Below are 17,497 nucleotides of genomic sequence, written 5' to 3' on the forward strand. Positions count from 1 at the left end.
GATACGCGGGCGCGCCGGTTGTGTCCCTCAGCCGCCTATCGATAAACTCGGCGGATGAGGTCCCGGAGCCCGATTCGCATGTCCAGCGGCACCACGCCCGCCGAATTGACCTGGCGCGGCCTCCTGCTCGGCGGCGCGCTGACGCTGCTCTTCACCGCCGCCAACGTCTATCTCGGACTCAAGGTCGGCCTCACCTTCGCGACATCGATTCCGGCCGCGGTGATCTCCATGGCGGTGCTGCGGCACCTGCCCGGCGCCACGGTGCTGGAGAACAACATCGTGCAGACCGTCGCGTCGGCGGCGGGCACGCTCTCGGCGATCATCTTCGTGCTGCCCGGCCTGGTGATGATCGGCTGGTGGCACGGCTTCCCCTGGCTCACCACCGCGGGGATCACCGCGACGGGCGGGATCCTGGGCGTGATGTTCTCCGTGCCCCTGCGCCGCGCCCTCGTGGTCGATTCGGACCTGCCCTATCCGGAGGGGCGCGCCGCCGCCGAGGTGCTGGCGCTCGGCACGCAGGGCGCCGCGGGACAGGCCGACAGCGCGCTGGGCCTGCGCATCCTCATCTGGAACAGCCTGGCCTCGGCCGGCTTCGCGATCCTGGCCCAGACCCGGCTGGTGCTCGACAGCGCCGCGACCTGGTTCCGCGTCGGCGCCGGCGCGACCGGCATCGCCGGCAACCTATCCTTCGCGCTGCTCGGCGTCGGCCATCTGGTCGGCCTGTCGGTGGGCGCCGCCATGGCGCTCGGGCTGGTGATCGCCTGGGTGGTGCTGGCCCCGATCCTGACCGCACAGCAGCCGATGCCGGACGTGTCGGTCGAGGCCTGGGTCGGCGCCGTGTTCCGGCAGGAGGTGCGGTTCTTCGGCGCCGGCGTGATGGGCGTCGCGGCGATCTGGACGCTGATCCGGATCGCCCGCCCGGTGCTGGGCGGCATCCGCTCGGCCCTCGCGGCCGGGCGGGCGCGTCAGGCCGGCGCGACGCTCGTGCTGGAGGAGCGCGACCTGCCGGTGACGGTGGTCCTTCTGGTCTCGGTGAGCCTGCTCCTGCCGATCGGCTGGCTTCTGTGGGACGTCCTCGCCGGCACGAGCCTGGAGCGTCACGGCGTGCTGCTGGTCGCGGGCGGCCTGCTGTTCGTCGGGGTGATCGGGCTCGTGGTGGCCGCGGTGACCGGCTACATGGCCGGGCTGATCGGCGCCTCCAACTCGCCCGTGTCGGGCATCGGCATCCTGGCCGCGCTGGCGAGTTCGGCGATGCTGCTGGGGCTGCTCGGCCGCGACGCGGATGCGCAGAGCAGCGGGGCGCTCGTCGCCTACGTGCTGACCGTCACCGGCATCGTGTTCAGCATCTGCACCATCGCGAACGACAACCTGCAGGACCTCAAGACCGGCCAGCTCGTCGGGGCGACCCCGTGGAAGCAGCAGACGGCCCTGATCGTCGGCGTGGTGTTCGGCTCGGCGATCATCCCGCCGGTGCTGAACGTGCTGGCGACGAGCTTCGGCTTCGTCGGGACGCCCGGGGCCGGCCCGAACGCCCTGGCCGCCCCGCAGGCCGGCCTGATCTCGACCCTCGCCAAGGGCGTGCTCTCGGGCGAGGGCAACTGGCGCATGCTGGGCTGGGGCGCGGCCGCGGGCGTGGGGCTGGTCGCCCTGGACGAGACCCTCGGCCGGCTGAAGCGCCTGCGAATCCCGCCGCTGGCCGCCGCCTTCGGGATCTACCTGCCCATGAAGCTGATCGCGCCCCTGGTGGCCGGCGCATTGATCGGCACGGTCTACGAGCGCTGGGCGCGCCGCCAGGCCGACCCGGAGCGTGCGATCCGGCTGGGCACCCTTACGGCCACGGGGCTGATCGTCGGCGAGAGCCTCTGGGGCGTCGCCTTCGCGCTAATCGTCTACGTCTCGGGCGACGATGCCGCCCTGGCACTGGTCGGCGACGGCTTCGGCGGCCCGGCGCTGATCGGCGGTCTGGTGCTGTTCGTGGGCCTGACGGCGGGGCTCTACCGACAGACACGGCGGTTGGTGGGCTGACGCGAGCCGGATGCCCCGCTTTCGTATCGCGCGGCGCTAGCGGACCAGTTCGACCGTCAGCCCGGGCACGCTGACCTTGGCCCATGCCCTATCGGTCGTCAGCACCGGCAAACGAAGCTTCACCGCGAGCGCCATGCAGGTTCGGTCACCGATCCCGCTCCCGAACTATCGCGTGGCGCCCGTCAGCAATGCGGCCGCGAAGGCAGCCTCGCGGTCATGCGCATGTATGTCGAGCCGCAGGTTCTGCAGCAACGTCTCGATGACCGGCAGATCCAGTCCCCGCAGAAGAAGAGCTTTGATGAGCTCTTGAAGGTTCACTGCGGACATCGCCGCCTGGCCGACGTAACGGGCGACCAAATCGGCTCCGGGCTCATCGCGTAGAAGGGCGATGACGGCCGAGGTGTCGAAGACGACGGCGCTCACACGATCGAATCCTGGCTTTCCTCCTCGGCGCGGCGCTCCTTCAGGAAGGCGGAGGAATCGGCATCATGCCGAACGTTCTCGCGGTAGAGAGCCTGAAGCTTCGCGACGGCGCGGCTCACCGGTGAAAGGCGCACCTCGTCGCCGTCGACAGTCACGACGAGCCGGGTCTCGCCCGTGACGCCCAAAGCCTCGCGGACGGATTGCGGGAGAACCATGCGGCCGTCGGCGGCCACCTTCGCGTCGGTCACGAACCGCATCGCAGGATCCTCAGCTTCACAGCTCAATCTACCACACCGGCCCGCGCCCGTCGTCAGGACGTCGCGGACAGAGACGCATCGCCGAGCCGTGCACCCACGCGATCGGTGCCATGTCATCCGGGTCGCAGCCATGCATTGACTTCGCAGCCGCACACCCGCATATCGGCGATGCAGCGTCAGCGGCCGTCATGGCCCGCTTGAGGGGGCTGCGTGACGGATCGGGCGCCTTCCGGCGTGATCCGGCCCCCCTCTTCATAACGTGCATGCACCCGGGCCGCCCCATCACGCGGGCTGCCCCCTGCCAACGGACCGACCTGTATACCGCGCTGCTCGCAAACGACGCGAAGCGCCCGGCCGGCCCTGCTGCATCGGATATCTCTTTGACCCAATTCACCGATTTCGGCCTTGCCCAGCCCGTGCTCCGGGCGCTCGGCGAGGCTGGTTACGTCACGCCGACCCCGATCCAGGCCCAGGCGATCCCGCCGGCCATGGAAGGCCGCGACCTCTGCGGCATCGCCCAGACCGGCACCGGCAAGACCGCGGCCTTCGCGCTGCCGATCCTGCACCGCCTCTCGCTCTCCGACCGCCGGGCCCCGCGCCGCGGCTGCCGGGTGCTGGTGCTCTCGCCGACCCGCGAGCTCGCCAACCAGATCGCCGAGTCCTTCGCGGATTACGGTCGGCACCTGTCCTACACCACCACGGTGGTGTTCGGCGGCGTCACGATCAGCCGCCAGGAGCGGGCCCTGGCCCCCGGCGTCGACATCCTGGTCGCCACCCCGGGCCGGCTCATCGACCTGATCGAGCGCCGCTCGCTGACCCTCGAAGGCGTCGAGATCCTCGTCCTCGACGAGGCCGACCAGATGCTGGATCTCGGCTTCATCCACGCCCTCAAGCGCATCGTGAAGATGCTGCCGGCCCAGCGCCAGAGCCTGTTCTTCTCGGCGACCATGCCGAAGAACATCGCCGGCCTGGCCAGCCAGTACCTGAAGGATCCCGTGCAGGTCGCCGTGACCCCGGTGGCCACCACGGCCGAGCGCGTCGAGCAGAAGGTCATCTTCGCCCATACCGGCGCGAAGCAGGCGCTGCTCGCCCATATCCTGCGGGATCCGGCCATCGACCGCGTCCTGGTCTTCACTCGCACCAAGCACGGGGCGGACCGGGTCGTGCGCGGCCTCGACAAGGTTGGGATCGCCGGCGCCGCGATCCACGGCAACAAGAGCCAGCCGCAGCGCGAGCGGGCGCTCCAGGCCTTCCGCGACGGCGATTGCCGGGTGCTGGTGGCCACCGACATCGCCGCCCGCGGCATCGATGTCGACGGCGTCAGCCACGTGGTCAATTTCGACCTGCCGAACGTGCCGGAGAGCTACGTCCACCGCATCGGCCGCACCGCGCGCGCCGGGGCGACCGGTCTGGCGATCTCGTTCTGCAACGACGAGGAGCGGGCCTACCTGCGCGACATCGAGCGGCTGACCCGCCAGAGCGTGCCGGTGGCGGGCTTCCCGGAGGGCTTCACGCCCCCGTCCCGCCAGGAGGCGGCCGACATCGCCCGCGAGGAGGAGCGCCGGCCCGAGCGCCAGCAGCAGCGTCCGGCCGGCGGCCGTCCCGGCCAGCGGTCCCGCCCGCAGCAGGGCCGTCCCCAGCAGGGACGCCCGGAAGGCGGCCGCGGCTTCGGCGGCGGCCAGGGCCAGGGTGCCCCGCGCCAGGGCCGTCCGCAGGACGGTCGCGGTGACGGTCGCGGCCCCGCCCCCCAGGGACGCGAGGCCCGGTCGGACCGGCCCGCCCGTCCGCAGGGCGAGCGTCCGGCCCAGCAGCAGGCGCGCCCGGCCCGCGACAGCCGCCCCCAGCGGACCGATGCCCGCCCGCGCAGCGCCGGCGGCGCCGGCGAGGGCCGCAACATCGGCTGGCTGGAGCGGTCGCCCCGGTCCTGAGGACAAGCAGGGCGCTGCCCTGCACCCGCAAAAGGTCCCGGACCTTTTGAAACCAAGATTTTTCTGAGAACAAAAAAGCCGCCCCGGGAGGAGACTTCCGGGGCGGCTTCTTTTTTGGGCGCGGCATCCCATCTGACCGGACGGTCAGACAGGAGCCTGCCCCATGCGGTTCGAACTCTATCGGGATGCCAAGGGCGAGTGGCGCTGGCGCCTGCGGGCGCAAAACGGCGAGGTGATCGCGGATTCCGGGGAGGGCTACCTCCGCCGCGAGGATTGCGAGCACGGCATCGCCCTCGTCCGCCAGAGCGCGGAGGCGCGCCTCGTCGATATGACCACCCAGATCGCCTGAGCGTCCGCGCGCTTGAAGATCTAAGCTCTTGATGCAGCGCGACGAAGTCCGGCGGGCCGACAGGCCGGCCGGCGGCCGCTGCCGAAAATAAACCCTTTCGCCTATCCGTAGCGGTTACGCTGCAACGCTTGCCATCGCCCGTGCGTTGCAGCGTTTCGGACCGCCGGGAGGTTGCTCGTGCCTCGCGGTCCGTCGTCCAAGACGTGATCACGCGAAGGGAGTCGAGACCGTGCTGAGGAAATTCCTGCTCGCGGCCCTGCTGGTGCTGGGCTTCGCGGCTGCTGCGCCCCAGGGCGCGTCGGCCGCGCCGGTCGGCCCGGGCATCGCCCTGCCGGCCGATGCCGCGCCGGCCGTGGCCCAGAAGGCCCAGTACTACTACCGCCGTCGGTTCTATGGCCCGCGGCCGTTCTACCGCCGCCCCTACTACCGCCGCCGGTTCTACTACGGCCCGCGGCCGTTCTACCGCCGTCCGTATTACCGCCGTCGGTTCTTCTACTAAGCTCTTCCCGATCCTGACCGGCCCGGCGGCTCACACGAGGCGCCGGGCTTTTTCATGCCCTGATTCGGGATGCGCGGCCGGGCTCCATGCCGTATAATGCAGGAAAGAGCGGCGCCGGCGGCGGACCGGCCCGCCCGGGAGGATTTCCGATGAACGATATCGCGCAGCGCGCCGAGTCCACGGCCGCGACGCCGGACCTCTGGCAATCGATCCCGCTCGAATGCATCCTGGGCGCGGTCACCGTCGTTCTGGCGGCGGGACTGAAGCTCGCCGGCCTCCTTCCCTGACGGCGCGCGAGACAGGCGGATGGACGGCATGCAGCACGTCGGACGCGCGAATGGCGAGGGCGAGCGGGCGCCGGCGCCCGAGGCGGACCTGCCGCGGGGGGATCTGACAGTCCGGACCATCGCGATGCCGGCCGACACCAACGCCAACGGCGACATCTTCGGCGGCTGGGTGCTGACGCAGATGGACCAGGCCGGCGGCATCGCGGGGGTCGACCGGGCCCAGGGCCGGGTCGTCACCGTGGCCCTCGACGCGATGACCTTCATCCGGCCGGTCCGGGTCGGGGACGTCCTGTGCGTCTACACCCGGGTCTCGCATGTGGGCCGGACCTCGATGAAGATCGAGGTCGAGGCCTGGGCGCGGCGGTTCTGCACCCAGGTCCGCGAACGGGTGACGCAGGCCACCCTCACCTTCGTGGCGATCGACGAGGCCGGGCGCCCGCGCCCGATCCCGCCCCTGGTGCCCTCGCCCAACCCGGTCTGACCGGCCCTACTTGATCACCGCGCAGGCGACCCGGTCGCCGGCGCCGCCGATCGGCTGGCTGGTGTGATCGTCCTCGTTGGCGTGGACGATCAGCGCCGAGCCGTCGCCGTCCTTGAGGCCGCCCTCGCCGGTGAGCGGCGTCTCGCTGGTCACCTCGGCATTCGCCGAGCCGTCCTGGCTCGCGTAGAGGTTCGGCAGGTCGCCCTCGTCCGGCCCGTCCGGGTTGAGCAGGCCGTGCTTGCTCTGGTCGTGATTCACATGGGCCTTGGAGTTCAGGAATTTCGGATCCGAGCAATCGCCCACCGCATGGAAATGCATGCCGTGCCAGCCGGGCGGCAACCCGCCGGGCTGGATCGCGACGCGCAGCACCAGGCTGTTGGCGCCGTCGCGGATCGCGATCGTGCCGATCGTGTCGCCCTTGGCGTTCTTCACCGGCGCCTGGAACGTCTCGGTGGGCTTGGCGGCTGCCGGCTCCTGGGCCAGGGCGCCGCTCGCCGCGAAGGGTCCCAGCAGCGCGAGCAGCGGCAGGATGCGTGTCATACGGTGGCTCTCCTCTCCAGCCCGGTCTAGGTAGGATACAAGCCGCCCCTTCGACAGGGCCGGCCCCGAAACCTTTGCCGTATCCCTGCCCCGAGCCCGTAAAGCCTTGATGACCGGAGACCGGCCCATACCGGACGGCGGAGCGTCCGTGCACCGCGCGCCTGCGCCGAAGCGGGCCGACCTGTTCCTGGTCGAGCACGGCCATTTCGAGAGCCGGGCGCGGGCGCAGGCCGCGATCCGGGCCGGGCTGGTGCGGGTCGACGGCCGCCTCCTGGCGCGGGCTTCGGAATCGATCCCGCCGGGTGCGCGGATCGAGGCCGTGCCCGAGCACCCTTACGCCTCCCGGGGCGGGCTCAAGCTCGCGGCGGCGCTCGACGCGTTCGGGTTGGATCCGGCCGGCCGCGCCTGCCTCGATGTCGGCGCCTCGACCGGCGGCTTCACGGACGTCCTGCTCGCCCGGGGCGCGGCCCATGTCCACGCGGTCGATGTCGGCCGCGGCCAGCTGCATCCGCGTCTGGCGGCGGATCCCCGTGTCACCAGCCTGGAGGGCACCGATATCCGCGCCCTCGACCCGGCGCGGCTCGTGCCGCGGCCCGCGATGGCGAGCGTCGACGTGAGCTTCATCGGCCTGCGCCTGGTGCTTCCGGCCCTGCCGGCCCTGCTCGCGCCCGGCGCCGGGATCGTCGCGCTGATCAAGCCGCAATTCGAGGCCGGGCGCGCGCGCGTCGGGCGCGGCGGCCTCGTGCGCGACCCGGCCGTCCACGCCGAGGTCTGCGCGACCATCCGCGGCGTGCTGGAAGGGCTCGGCGCCACGATCCTCGGCCTGATCGACTCGCCCGTGCCGGGTGGCGACGGCAATTCCGAATTCTTGATCGGCGCAAAGCTACCATGAGCGAAACGGTCACGATCCGGGAGCTCGGCGCCCGCGGCGACGGCATCGCGGAGGACGGGATCCTCGTCCCCTACGCGCTGCCCGGGGAGCGGGCGACGATCCGCCGGGAGGGCAAGCGGGCGGAGCTGCTCGGCATCGAGCAGCCCTCCCCCGACCGGGTCGAGCCGTTCTGCCCGTACTACATGCGCTGCGGCGGCTGCCGGACGCAGCATCTCGCGACGGCGGCGGAACTGTCCTGGAAGCGCGGCCTCGTCGCCCAGGCCCTGTCGCAGGCCCGTCTCGAGGTCGAGCCGGGGCCCACCGTCGACGCGCACGGGGCCGGGCGCCGCCGCATCACCCTGCATGTCCGGGAGATCGACGGACAGGGCGAGGCCGGGCTGATGGCGGCGCGCAGCCACGCGCTGGTGCCGATCGACCATTGCCCGATCACCGTGCCGGCGCTGCATCCGGCGCCCGCCGTGGCGCGGCGCCTCGCGGCCCCGCTGGGCCATGGCCGCAAGCCCCTCGACGTGGCCGTGACCGCCACCGACCAGGGCCTCGACATCGACCTGCGGGGCCACGGGCCGGTGAGCGGCGGCGTCGCCTCCGCGCTGGTGCGGATCGCGGGCGAACTCGGCCTCGCCCGGCTGTCGCTGCACGGCGAGCGCCTGATGGAGGCCGAGCCCGTCTCGGTAACCTCCGGCGACAGCCGCCTCTATCCGGCCCCCGGCGGCTTCCTGCAGGCGACCGCCGCCGGGCAGGCGACGCTGACGGACCTGACCGTCGCGGCCCTGGGACGCCGTCCGCGGCGGGTCGCCGACCTGTTCTCCGGCTGCGGCCCCCTCGCCCTGGCGATGGCGCGCCAGGCCGCCGTCCACGCGGTCGAGGCGGATGCGGCAGCCCTGGCCGGGCTCGACCGGTCGGCCCGGGCGGCCACCGGCCTGCGCCAGATCACCACCGAGCGCCGGGACCTGTTCCGCCGGCCGCTGCTGCCCACGGAGCTCGACGGGTTCGACGCGGTGGTGTTCGATCCGCCCCGGGCCGGCGCGGAGGCCCAGGCCCGCCAGCTCGCCGCCGCGCGCGTCCCGGTGGTGATCGGCGTCGCCTGCGATACCGGCACCTTCGCTCGGGACGCGGCAACGCTCACGGCCGGCGGCTACCGGCTCGAATCGGTGACGCCGGTCGACCAGTTCCGGCACTCGGACCATGTCGAGATGATCGGCGTGTTCCGGCGCGAGGCCGCGCGCCGGCGCTGACGCCTGCAACCTGGAGGCTTGCAACTTTTCGGAGAATCTGACCCTCTTTCACGGACTGGAGGTGTCATGATTGCAGCCTCGATCCGTACGCTTCTCTGCGCCGCGCTGAGCGTCGCCCTGCCCACGGCGCTATCGGCGCAGCCGCGCGCGCCCGATCAGACCGGCACCGGCGGCGGGCCGACCTCGACGATCACGGCGCCGAACACCAACAGCCTCGGCGTGACCAAGCCCCCGGGCACGTCGCTGGGACCGGGCGAGGTCCCGTCGCGGCGGGAGCAGCGCCGTGAGCGCGCCCTGACCGACAAGATCGAGGACAGCGTCTGCGAAGGTTGCAACTGAGCGTGGAACCGCGCGGCGCCCCGCCGCCGAGGCGGGCCGCGATGTCACGGAAGCGTCAGAAAACAACGCCACACCCGCGGCACAGCTTGCGCTTGGAGCCGCCGTGCCGGATGCGGACCGGACCTTGCGCCGACTTGTGACCGTTTCGCACCCGAGACCGCTTCGTGATTTTCATCCACCAGCCCGCAACCGGCGCCGGATCCTCGCTGCTTGAGCGCCGAATCGTCGACCTTCAGGACACGATCCCCGAGGACACCGTCTGGCTCGACCTGATCCGCCCGAGCCGCGAGGAGGAACTCAAGGTCGAGGCCTTCGCGGGCATCGAGGTGCCGACGCGCGAGGAGATGAAGGACATCGAGCCGTCGGAGCTGCTCTATGTCGAGGAGGGCGCGCGCTACATGACCGGGCGCGTGCTCTCGAAGGTCAGCGACGCCGAGGAGCCGGGACTGGCCGGCATCACCTTCATCCTGCGCGGCAGCCGGCTCGTGACCGTGCGCTACGAGGAGCCCCAGGCCTTCCGGATGTACACCCAGCGGGCCGGCCGCACGACGGGCAACGGCAGCGCCTCCGCCGTCTCCGGCGAGACCATCCTGGCCGGGCTGATCGAGGCGGTGATCGACCGGGCGGCGGACGTGCTCCAGCTCCAGGGCGAGCGTATCGACCGCCTGTCGGGCAAGATCTTCGAAGTGCAGGCCGACCCCTCCGCCCGCAACACCGCCCTGCAGGACACGTTGCGGGCGCTCGGGCGCCACGGTGATCTGATCTCGAAGCAGCGCGAGAGCCTGGTCTCGATGGAGCGGATCCTGTTGTCGCTGTCGGCGACCTATCGGACCAACAAGGCACCCCGCGACCTGCGGGAGGATGTGCGCTCGACCCTGCGCGATCTTCAGTCGCTGGAGGAGCACGCCACGTTCCTCTCCACGAAAATTCAATTCCTGCTCGACGCGACACTCGGCTTGGTCAACCTGGAACAGAACAACATCATCAAGCTGTTCTCGGTCATGGCCGTGGTCTTCATGCCGCCCACGCTGATCGCCTCGATCTACGGCATGAATTTTAAGTCCATGCCGGAACTAGAACTCCCGTATGGTTACCCGATGGCGGTAGTCATGATGTTCGTGGCGGCGATCCTGCCCTACGTTTTCTTCCGTTGGAAGAAGTGGCTCTAGTCGTCAATATTTATAGTCGCGCAGCAGAACGTTAAGACCTCTCGTAGAGATCCTGGAGCCTGGAAGCGCGGCCTGTCCGCGACGACGGAAGCTCCGATGCGATTCTCCCTGAAGACGATCCTCTCCGGGGCCATCGGCCTGCTCGCCCTCGCGGCCGCGGGCCAGGGTGTCGTCAGCGTCATGCGGCTGACCGAGATCGAGCGGGACGCCAAGACCGTCTCGCAGGTCTGGCTGCCCGCCCAGAACCAGGCCGAGGCGATCGGCATGGCGGTGCGCGACGTGCGGCTGAAGCTCTACAAGCTGGTGGCGGGCTCGCCGGATTTCGTGACCCTCGACAAGAACCAGACGGCGCTGACCGACGGCCTCGGGGCGCTCTCCGAGCTGCGCCAGGCCTATCAGGACCGCCTGTCGACCCCGCGGCAGCGCGACACCTACGAGCGCTTCACCGGCGCCTGGAACGCCTACCAGAACATCCAGCTCCAGGTGGTCGAGCTGATGATCGCCGGCGACACGAGCGGCGCCCTCAAGCTGGTCCTGGATCCGGAGACCGGCGCCCAGAACGAGGCGGCGGTCGCCAGCCTCACCGAGGCGATCGATCTGGCCCGGTCGCAGACCGACGCGAACGTCATGGCCACCGCCGACAACGCGACCTCGGCCAAGCTTACCGCCCTGGTCGCCACCGCGGTGGCGCTGGCGGTCGCGGCCGCCGCGATGCTGTTCGCCCTGTTCGGCATCGCCCGCCCGATCCAGCGGATGACCGGCGCCATGGGCCGCCTGGCCGAGGGCGACGCGACCGTGGCGATCCCCGGCACCGGCCGCCGGGACGAGATCGGCGCCATGGCGGCGGCCGTGCAGGTGTTCAAGGACAACCTGATCCACACCCGCGCGCTGGAGGAGGAGACGGCGCTCGCCCGGGCCGGGGCCGAGGCGCAGCGGCGGCGCGCCGTCCAGGAGATGGCCGACGGTTTCGAGGCCGCGATCGGCGGCGTGCTGGCGGCGGTGACGGAGGCGGCCCTCGACCTTCGGGCCAATGCCGAGGCGATGACCAGCACGGCGACCCGCACGGCCGAGCGCTCGGCCGCGGTGGCGAGCGCCGCGCAGGAGGCGGCCGCCCATGTCGGCACGGTGGCGGTGGCGGCCGAGGAACTCGGCGCCTCGGTCCAGGAGATCGGCCGGCAGGTCGACGGCTCCGCCGACCTCGCCCGGGGCGCGGTGGATCAGGCCGGCCGGACCGCGGGCCTGGTCCAGGAGCTGAGCGAGGCCGCGGGCCGGATCGGCGACGTGGTCCGTCTGATCTCCGACATTGCCGGGCAGACGAACCTGCTGGCGCTGAACGCGACGATCGAGGCCGCCCGCGCCGGCGAGGCGGGCCGGGGCTTCGCCGTGGTGGCCTCCGAGGTGAAGGCGCTCGCCGCGCAGACCGCCAAGGCGACCGACGAGATCACCGGACAGGTCGGCCGGATCCAGGGCGCGACCGGCCAGACCGTGGGCGCCATCGACGGCATCACCGGCCGGATCCGCGAGATCGACGGGGTGGCGACCTCGATCGCGGCCGCCGTGGAGCAGCAGGGGGCGGCGACCCAGGAGATCGCCCGCAACATCGCCGACGCGGCCGCCGGGACCGGTTCGGTCACCGGCACGATCGACGCGGTCGCCCGGGCCGCCGAGGAGACCGGCTCGGCCGCCACCAGGATGCTCGCCTCGGCCGAGAGCCTCTCGGCCCAGTCCGAGGCCCTGCGCCGGGAGATCGGCGACTTCCTGCAGACGGTGCGCGCGGCCTGAGCCCGGTGCGGCCGGTCAGGCCACCGCGGCGAGGTGCTTGACCTCGGCGCGGGCGACCACCTTGCCGACCGGCACGGCCTTGCCGCCGCTGTCTTTCTCGGGGGCCAGGATCGGGGGCGACACCCAGCGGCCGGCCTCGAGTTCGGCGATTCGGCCGTTGATCTCGCGGATCACGTAGCGCGAGAACGGGTAGACGTGCAGGTAGATCACCATGTTGGTGACCACCGCCTCCAGGGCCGCCGGGTTGTGGCGGGCGGTCTGGAGGAACGCGCCCCAGAAATGCTTGGCCAGCTCCGGCCGCCGCACGGTCATCCGCCAGCAGATCCGGAGCAGCGACCCCAGATCACGGGCGACGTGGCGCCAGTTGACTTTGTGCGCGGCGAATTTCGGGCGCTTCACCCGGCGTCCGATCTCGCGGATGCGGGCGAAGAAGTTCGGCGGATCGTAGATCTCGGCCAGCACGTCCCGGTAATCGGCCAGCACGTCCTGCTGCGGGCGCAGGGTCACGAAGTTGAGCCCTTGCGTGCAATGGTCGCCCTGCTCGGCGGTGGTGTAGGCGAAGTTCTCGAACAGGCGGCCCTCCTTGCGCAGGCGGCGCGAGAGCTGCGTGTTCGGCATTGCGTAGAGCAGCCCGACCATCGCGATCGGGATGCCGGTCTGGCTGATGCACAGGGACATCGCCTTGGCTATGCTGTCCTTCTCGGTGTCGAAGCCGACGATGAAGCCGGCCGTGACGAACATGCCGTGCTCGTAGAGCTTGTGCACGCTGTCGGCGATCGAGCGCTTGGTGTTCTGCTTCTTCTGGGTCTGGATCAGCGTCGCCTCGTCGGGCGTCTCGATCCCGGTGAACAGGGCGAAGAAATTCGCGTCCCGCATCATCCCGAGCAGCTCGTCGTCGTCCGCGAGGTTCAGCGAGGCCTCGGTGGAGAACTTGAACGGGTAGCCGTGCGCCTCCTGCCACTGGATCAGATGCGGCAGGAACAGCTTGATCGCCTTCTTGTTGCCGATCAGGTTGTCGTCGACGAAGTCGACATGGCCGCGGTAGCCGAGGCCGTAGAGCCGGTCGAGCTCGGCCAGCATCTGCGGCGTGGTCTTGGTCCGCGGCGCGCGACCGTAGAGTTCGATGATGTCGCAAAACTCGCAGGTGAACGGGCAGCCGCGCGAGAACTGGACGCCGATATACAGGTAGTGGCTGAAGGTCAGGAGCTCGAAGCGCGGGATCGGGCTGGTGGTGACGTCCGCCTTGAACTTCTCCGCCGTGAACCGGCCGCGGCGGGCGCCGGATTCCCAAGCCTCCACGAAGGTGGCGAGGATGCCCTCGGCCTCGCCCAGCACGAGGAAATCGGCCTTGTCGTAGATCTCCGGGGTCGAGGTCGGGGCCGGGCCGCCGACGCAGACCGGGACGCCGAGCGCCGCGCACCGGTCGATCACGACCAGGCAATCCGGCTCCTGGGGCAGCATGCCGCCGGTCATCACCAGGTCGGCCGCCAGGATCTGCGCGTCGGTGAGGTCCTCGCAATTGCGGTTGACCAGGGTCACCTGCCAGGCCGGGGGCAGCATCGCGGCGAGCGTGATCAGGCCCAGCGGCGGCGCCGGCGCGCGGGCGCCCTGCAGCTCCATGGCTTCCTTGAAGTTCCACATCGAGTTTTCGTAGAACTTGGGGAATACCATCAGCACGCGCGGGGCCATATTCGCATCCGACATGCTTGTTTTCCTCGTCGCCCATAAGTGAGCCGGCTCAAACACCGTAGAGCCGAGCACACGATTACGGTCCAACCTGCGGGGCAATTAAGGCCGTTTTTCGCTCCCGAAGTGCGCCAAACCGGTTTCCGGCGCGGTCAGGGCCCGACGCGGAAGCGCTCCGGCTGGGTGCCGTCGGCATCGGTGAAGCCGTAGATCCGGGCCAGATCGCCCGCATGGAGCACCGCGCCGGCCCGGGCGGCGACGTTTGGATCGGCGGCCAGCGCGGCGAGCGCCCGGCCGGCGTAGAGCGGACCCTCGGTGGCCTGCGCGTCCTGCCCGAGATCGCGCGCCCGCTCGGTGGCGACGAAGCCCGGCGAGAGGCCGAGCGCGGTCACGCCGTAGGGCGCGAGTTCCCGCCCGAAGGCCAGCGCCAGCCGGTTGGTGGCGGCCTTGGCGGAATCGTAGAACAGGTCGCCGAGGTAATCCTCGGTCCCGAACGAGACCAGGGCGATCAGGCCGGACCGCGCCGCCACCATGGACGGTGCGACCGCGCGGGCGAGCAGCAGCGCCGGCAGAGGCCCGGCCTGCAGGAAGCCCAGATACGGCTCGGCCGAGCGGCGCCAGAACGGCGTGCCCCAGCCGGCCCCGTCCGGGTAGCGCTCGCCGTCATAGCCCTCGTTGCCGCCCCAGACGCTGCAGGCCGCGACGTCGATCCGCCCGAAGCGGCGCAGCACCCAATGGACCAGCGAATCCGTGGCCCGCTCGGAGCGGTGATCGCAGAGGTAATGGTGGCCGCGCCCCCCGGCCGCGTCGACCAGGCGGGCGGTGTCCTCGATGGATTCCGGCCGCATCTCGGTGCGCGGGCCGGTCTCGCTGGAGCGGGCGGTGACGATCACGGTCGCCCCGGCCTCGCCGAGCGCCCGGGCCAGGCCGCGGCCGACGCCCCGGGAGGCGCCGGCCACCAGGCAGATTTTTTGGGACAGATCGGGGGGGCTGCTCACGCCGAGGAGGCGGGTTTCGACCGCGCCAGGAAGGCGGCGAGCCGGTCCTGGGATTCGGGCGAGCGCAGTTGCGCGTCGAAGGCCCGCGCCTCCGCCTCCAGGGCCGCCTCGACCTGGGCCTGATCGCCGCGGATCAGCGCCCGGGACGCGGCCAGGGCGCCTCGCGGCAGGGCGGCGAGCTTGGCCGCCTGGGCAATGGCCTGGTCCAGCAGCATGTCGGCCGGCAGCACGGCGTTGACGAGACCCAGGGCCAGCGCCTCGTCGGCATCGAGGGGCCGCGATAGGAGCAGCAGCTCCGTCGCCTTGAGCCGCCCGACCCGCAGGGGCAGCAGGTAGCTCGACGCCGCCTCGGGCACGAGGCCGAGCTCCACGAAGGGCATGCGCAGCCGCGCCGCCGGGCTGGCATAGACCAGGTCGCAATGCAGGCTCAGCGTCGCCCCGATGCCGACCGCGATCCCGTCGATCGCCGCCACCATCGGGGTGCGGGTCCGGGCGAGCTGGCGGATGAAGGCCAGGGCCGGCGAGGCGCTGAAGCCGCCCGCGGCGCCGCCCATGAAGTCGGCCAGGTCGTTGCCGGCGCTGAACATCCCGGGCTGCCCGGCGAAGACCGCGGCACCGGTCCGGTCAGCGGCGTCGGCCCCCGCCAGGGCCTCGCGCATCGCGTCGTACATCGCCCCAGTCAGCGCGTTCTTCTTCTCCGGGCGATTCAGGGTGATCAGGCGGACGCCGCCCTCCAGATCGGTGATCGTGACGGTCTCGGCCATGTCTGCCCCCCTCAAACCGCCAGCGCCAGCGCGGCGTCGTCCGTGAAGGCGCCGCCAGCGACGACGCTCTGTTCCAGGCCGCCCGCGGCCACCAGGAGATTCTCGGCGTAGAACCGGGCCAGCGCGATCCGGGCGGCATGGGCCGGGTCGGTCTCGCCGGCCTTCACGGCCGCGGAGGCCGCGAGCGCGCCGCGCGCCAGGCAGGCGCCGCCGAGCACGAGGCCGAACAGGCGCAGATACGGGGTCGCGCCGGCGAGCGCGGCGTTCGGGCGGTTCGAGGTCAGCGCCGCCAGCTGGTGGCTGGTCGCCCGATCGAGGTTGCCGATCCCGTCGCGCAGCCGCGCCGCCATATGGCCGAAGGCGGGATCGCCCGCCTTGAGCAGGCCCTCCGCGGCCCGGCGCATCCAGGCGATCTGCGACCGGGCGGTGGCGCCGCCGTTCAGCGGCAGCTTGCGGGCGGTGAGGTCGATGGCCTGGATGCCGTTGGTGCCCTCGTAGATGCCGAGGATTCGGGCATCGCGCATCAGCTGGGCCGCCCCGGTCTCCTCGACGAAGCCCATGCCGCCATGGACCTGCACGCCGAGCGAGGTCACCTCGTTGGCGAGATCCGTGGAGAACGCCTTGGCCACCGGGGTCAGCAGGGAGGCGCGGTCCAAAGCGCCCTGCCCTTCCGGACCCCGGGACGCGTCGAGGGCGGCCGCCGTGAGGTAGCAGATGGCGCGCGCGGCCGCCGTAGAGGCCTTCATGGTCAGCAGCATGCGCTGCACGTCCGGATGCGCGACGATCGGGCTCGTGGCCTCCGCGGCCCCGACCGCCCGGCCCTGCCGGCGTTCCTGCGCGTAGGCCAGCGCCCGCTGGGTCGCGGCCTCGGCGACGCCGACCCCCTGCAGGCCGACATTGAGCCGGGCCGCGTTCATCATCGTGAACATGCAGGCCAGGCCCTTGTTCTCCTGCCCGATCAGCCAGCCGACGGCGCCGCCCTGGTCGCCGAAGGCCATCGAGCAGGTCGGCGAGGCGTGAATGCCGAGCTTGTGCTCGATACCGGAGCAGCGCAGGTCGTTGGCGGTTCCGTCGGGCAGGACCTTCGGCACCAGGAACAGCGAGATGCCGCGGGTGCCGGCGGCGGCATCGGGCAGGCGCGCCAGCACGAGGTGGACGATGTTGTCCGCCAGATCATGCTCGCCGTAGGTGATGTAGATCTTGGAGCCGGTGATCCGGTAGGTGCCGTCGCCGGCGCGCTCGGCGCGGCTGCGCAGCAGGGCGAGGTCCGAGCCCGCCTGCGGCTCGGTCAGGTTCATGGTGGCGGGCCATTCGCCGGTGACGAGCTTCTCGAGATAGCGCGCCTTCAGATCGTCGGAGCCGTGGGCGGCGAGCGCCTCGATGCCGCCCTGGGTCAGAAGCGGGCAGAGGCCGAAGGCGAGGTTGGCGCCGTTCCACATCTCGGTGCAGGCGGCCTCGATCAGCTTCGGCAGGCCCTGGCCGCCATGGTCAGACTCGGCCGAGAGGCCGTTCCAGCCGCCTTCGGTGAAAGTGCGATAGGCCTCGCGCCAGCCGGGGGGCGTGGTCACGCGCCCGTCCGTGAACGGGGTGCCGTGCCGGTCGCCGACCCGGTTCAGCGGCGCGAGCACCCCGGCGGCGATCCGTCCGGCCTCGGTGAGGATCGCCTCGGCGTCTTCGGGCTCGACCCCGTCCAGCCCGGTCACGTGCCGGAGGGTGAACAGCATCTCGGGAACGGGGGCGCGGTAGCTCATCGGGTGGTCGCTCCTCTCGGCCCGCCCGCTCGTTCGGCCCGGGGCGGGTTTGACCGCGCCCGGGCACCGGGGCTACGGCGGCCCCAGGATAG

Annotated in this window: 18 protein-coding genes; 11 read left to right on the plus strand and 7 right to left on the minus strand. The window is 71.5% G+C overall.

What is annotated here, in order from left to right:
- Positions 1-78: 78 nt before the first annotated feature.
- A complete protein-coding gene (locus LGR69_RS27325) occupies positions 79-2,025 on the plus strand; it encodes an OPT family oligopeptide transporter (protein ID WP_230368012.1) in 1,947 nt (648 codons plus the stop codon).
- Between the two features lie 165 nt (positions 2,026-2,190).
- Here the strand turns inward: LGR69_RS27325 and LGR69_RS27330 are convergent, their stop codons facing one another.
- A complete protein-coding gene (locus LGR69_RS27330) occupies positions 2,191-2,448 on the minus strand; it encodes a PIN domain-containing protein (RefSeq protein ID WP_230368013.1) in 258 nt (85 codons plus the stop codon).
- Positions 2,445-2,705: an AbrB/MazE/SpoVT family DNA-binding domain-containing protein gene (locus LGR69_RS27335; protein WP_007566001.1), complete on the minus strand. Its 261-nt coding sequence runs from the start codon at positions 2,703-2,705 to the stop codon at positions 2,445-2,447. Before LGR69_RS27335 ends, LGR69_RS27330 begins: the two co-directional genes overlap by 4 nt.
- Positions 2,706-3,085: 380 nt before the next feature.
- Between LGR69_RS27335 and LGR69_RS27340 the strand changes: the two genes are divergently transcribed.
- From LGR69_RS27340 to LGR69_RS27360, 5 genes are all read left to right on the plus strand, one after another.
- Positions 3,086-4,633, plus strand: a complete 1,548-nt coding sequence (locus tag LGR69_RS27340) for a DEAD/DEAH box helicase (RefSeq protein ID WP_230368014.1) — start codon at positions 3,086-3,088, stop codon at positions 4,631-4,633.
- A gap of 163 nt (positions 4,634-4,796) precedes the next feature.
- Complete coding sequence (locus tag LGR69_RS27345; protein WP_007566003.1) at positions 4,797-4,982, plus strand: YegP family protein; 186 nt, start codon at positions 4,797-4,799, stop codon at positions 4,980-4,982.
- 229 nt (positions 4,983-5,211) lie between these two features.
- Entirely contained in the window at positions 5,212-5,481 is a 270-nt protein-coding gene (locus tag LGR69_RS27350; protein WP_007566004.1) for a hypothetical protein, read from the plus strand.
- Positions 5,482-5,630: 149 nt separating this feature from the next.
- Positions 5,631-5,768 (plus strand): hypothetical protein, encoded by a 138-nt coding sequence (locus tag LGR69_RS27355; RefSeq protein ID WP_163006172.1) that lies wholly within the window; start codon positions 5,631-5,633, stop codon positions 5,766-5,768.
- Positions 5,769-5,796: 28 nt separating this feature from the next.
- Positions 5,797-6,249 carry an acyl-CoA thioesterase gene (locus LGR69_RS27360; RefSeq protein WP_205836121.1) on the plus strand — a complete coding sequence of 151 codons (453 nt, stop codon included), beginning with the start codon at positions 5,797-5,799 and terminating at the stop codon, positions 6,247-6,249.
- Positions 6,250-6,255: 6 nt separating this feature from the next.
- Here the strand turns inward: LGR69_RS27360 and LGR69_RS27365 are convergent, their stop codons facing one another.
- A complete protein-coding gene (locus tag LGR69_RS27365; protein ID WP_230368015.1) occupies positions 6,256-6,789 on the minus strand; it encodes a superoxide dismutase family protein in 534 nt (177 codons plus the stop codon).
- Positions 6,790-6,898: 109 nt separating this feature from the next.
- Here LGR69_RS27365 and LGR69_RS27370 point away from each other — a divergent pair, with 109 nt between their 5' ends.
- The 5 genes from LGR69_RS27370 (at position 6,899) to LGR69_RS27390 (ending at position 12,206) form a co-directional block, all read left to right on the plus strand.
- On the plus strand, positions 6,899-7,681 hold the full coding sequence (locus tag LGR69_RS27370; RefSeq protein WP_230368033.1) for a TlyA family RNA methyltransferase: 783 nt from the start codon (positions 6,899-6,901) through the stop codon (positions 7,679-7,681).
- Positions 7,678-8,916: a class I SAM-dependent RNA methyltransferase gene (locus LGR69_RS27375; RefSeq protein WP_230368016.1), complete on the plus strand. Its 1,239-nt coding sequence runs from the start codon at positions 7,678-7,680 to the stop codon at positions 8,914-8,916. The genes LGR69_RS27370 and LGR69_RS27375 overlap by 4 nt, the downstream gene beginning before the upstream one ends.
- Before the next feature lie 66 nt (positions 8,917-8,982).
- The gene (locus LGR69_RS27380; protein WP_007566011.1) at positions 8,983-9,255 is read left to right on the plus strand and encodes a hypothetical protein; all 273 of its coding nucleotides are present in this window, start codon (positions 8,983-8,985) and stop codon (positions 9,253-9,255) included.
- 164 nt (positions 9,256-9,419) lie between these two features.
- Positions 9,420-10,424 (plus strand): magnesium transporter CorA family protein, encoded by a 1,005-nt coding sequence (locus tag LGR69_RS27385; protein ID WP_007566012.1) that lies wholly within the window; start codon positions 9,420-9,422, stop codon positions 10,422-10,424.
- Positions 10,425-10,520: 96 nt separating this feature from the next.
- Positions 10,521-12,206, plus strand: a complete 1,686-nt coding sequence (locus LGR69_RS27390; RefSeq protein ID WP_230368017.1) for a methyl-accepting chemotaxis protein — start codon at positions 10,521-10,523, stop codon at positions 12,204-12,206.
- Between the two features lie 15 nt (positions 12,207-12,221).
- On the opposite strand, the gene LGR69_RS27395 is transcribed toward LGR69_RS27390, so the two are convergent.
- The 4 genes from LGR69_RS27395 to LGR69_RS27410 all read right to left on the minus strand — a co-directional run bounded on the left by LGR69_RS27395 (position 12,222) and on the right by LGR69_RS27410 (position 17,405).
- Positions 12,222-13,910, minus strand: a complete 1,689-nt coding sequence (locus tag LGR69_RS27395) for a B12-binding domain-containing radical SAM protein (protein WP_230368018.1) — start codon at positions 13,908-13,910, stop codon at positions 12,222-12,224.
- Between the two features lie 134 nt (positions 13,911-14,044).
- Positions 14,045-14,851: an SDR family NAD(P)-dependent oxidoreductase gene (locus LGR69_RS27400; RefSeq protein WP_039903533.1), complete on the minus strand. Its 807-nt coding sequence runs from the start codon at positions 14,849-14,851 to the stop codon at positions 14,045-14,047.
- Between the two features lie 35 nt (positions 14,852-14,886).
- Positions 14,887-15,654 (minus strand): enoyl-CoA hydratase-related protein, encoded by a 768-nt coding sequence (locus LGR69_RS27405; protein ID WP_230368019.1) that lies wholly within the window; start codon positions 15,652-15,654, stop codon positions 14,887-14,889.
- An 11-nt stretch (positions 15,655-15,665) separates the two neighbouring features.
- Positions 15,666-17,405 (minus strand): acyl-CoA dehydrogenase, encoded by a 1,740-nt coding sequence (locus tag LGR69_RS27410; RefSeq protein WP_230368020.1) that lies wholly within the window; start codon positions 17,403-17,405, stop codon positions 15,666-15,668.
- Positions 17,406-17,497 lie beyond the last annotated feature (92 nt).

Source organism: Methylobacterium brachiatum, assembly GCF_020523825.1.
In the GTDB taxonomy this organism is placed as follows: domain Bacteria; phylum Pseudomonadota; class Alphaproteobacteria; order Rhizobiales; family Beijerinckiaceae; genus Methylobacterium; species Methylobacterium brachiatum.

What these genes read in the sequence shown, in the direction of transcription:
- LGR69_RS27325 (WP_230368012.1), top strand. Translation starts at nt 79, where the DNA reads ATGTCCAGCGGCACCACGCCCGCCGAATTGACCTGGCGCGGCCTCCTG.
- LGR69_RS27335 (WP_007566001.1), bottom strand. Translation starts at nt 2,705, where the DNA reads ATGCGGTTCGTGACCGACGCGAAGGTGGCCGCCGACGGCCGCATGGTT.
- LGR69_RS27345 (WP_007566003.1), top strand. Translation starts at nt 4,797, where the DNA reads ATGCGGTTCGAACTCTATCGGGATGCCAAGGGCGAGTGGCGCTGGCGC.
- LGR69_RS27355 (WP_163006172.1), top strand. Translation starts at nt 5,631, where the DNA reads ATGAACGATATCGCGCAGCGCGCCGAGTCCACGGCCGCGACGCCGGAC.
- LGR69_RS27360 (WP_205836121.1), top strand. Translation starts at nt 5,797, where the DNA reads ATGCAGCACGTCGGACGCGCGAATGGCGAGGGCGAGCGGGCGCCGGCG.
- LGR69_RS27365 (WP_230368015.1), bottom strand. Translation starts at nt 6,789, where the DNA reads ATGACACGCATCCTGCCGCTGCTCGCGCTGCTGGGACCCTTCGCGGCG.
- LGR69_RS27370 (WP_230368033.1), top strand. Translation starts at nt 6,899, where the DNA reads ATGACCGGAGACCGGCCCATACCGGACGGCGGAGCGTCCGTGCACCGC.
- LGR69_RS27375 (WP_230368016.1), top strand. Translation starts at nt 7,678, where the DNA reads ATGAGCGAAACGGTCACGATCCGGGAGCTCGGCGCCCGCGGCGACGGC.
- LGR69_RS27380 (WP_007566011.1), top strand. Translation starts at nt 8,983, where the DNA reads ATGATTGCAGCCTCGATCCGTACGCTTCTCTGCGCCGCGCTGAGCGTC.
- LGR69_RS27390 (WP_230368017.1), top strand. Translation starts at nt 10,521, where the DNA reads ATGCGATTCTCCCTGAAGACGATCCTCTCCGGGGCCATCGGCCTGCTC.
- LGR69_RS27395 (WP_230368018.1), bottom strand. Translation starts at nt 13,910, where the DNA reads ATGTCGGATGCGAATATGGCCCCGCGCGTGCTGATGGTATTCCCCAAG.
- LGR69_RS27405 (WP_230368019.1), bottom strand. Translation starts at nt 15,654, where the DNA reads ATGGCCGAGACCGTCACGATCACCGATCTGGAGGGCGGCGTCCGCCTG.
- LGR69_RS27410 (WP_230368020.1), bottom strand. Translation starts at nt 17,405, where the DNA reads ATGAGCTACCGCGCCCCCGTTCCCGAGATGCTGTTCACCCTCCGGCAC.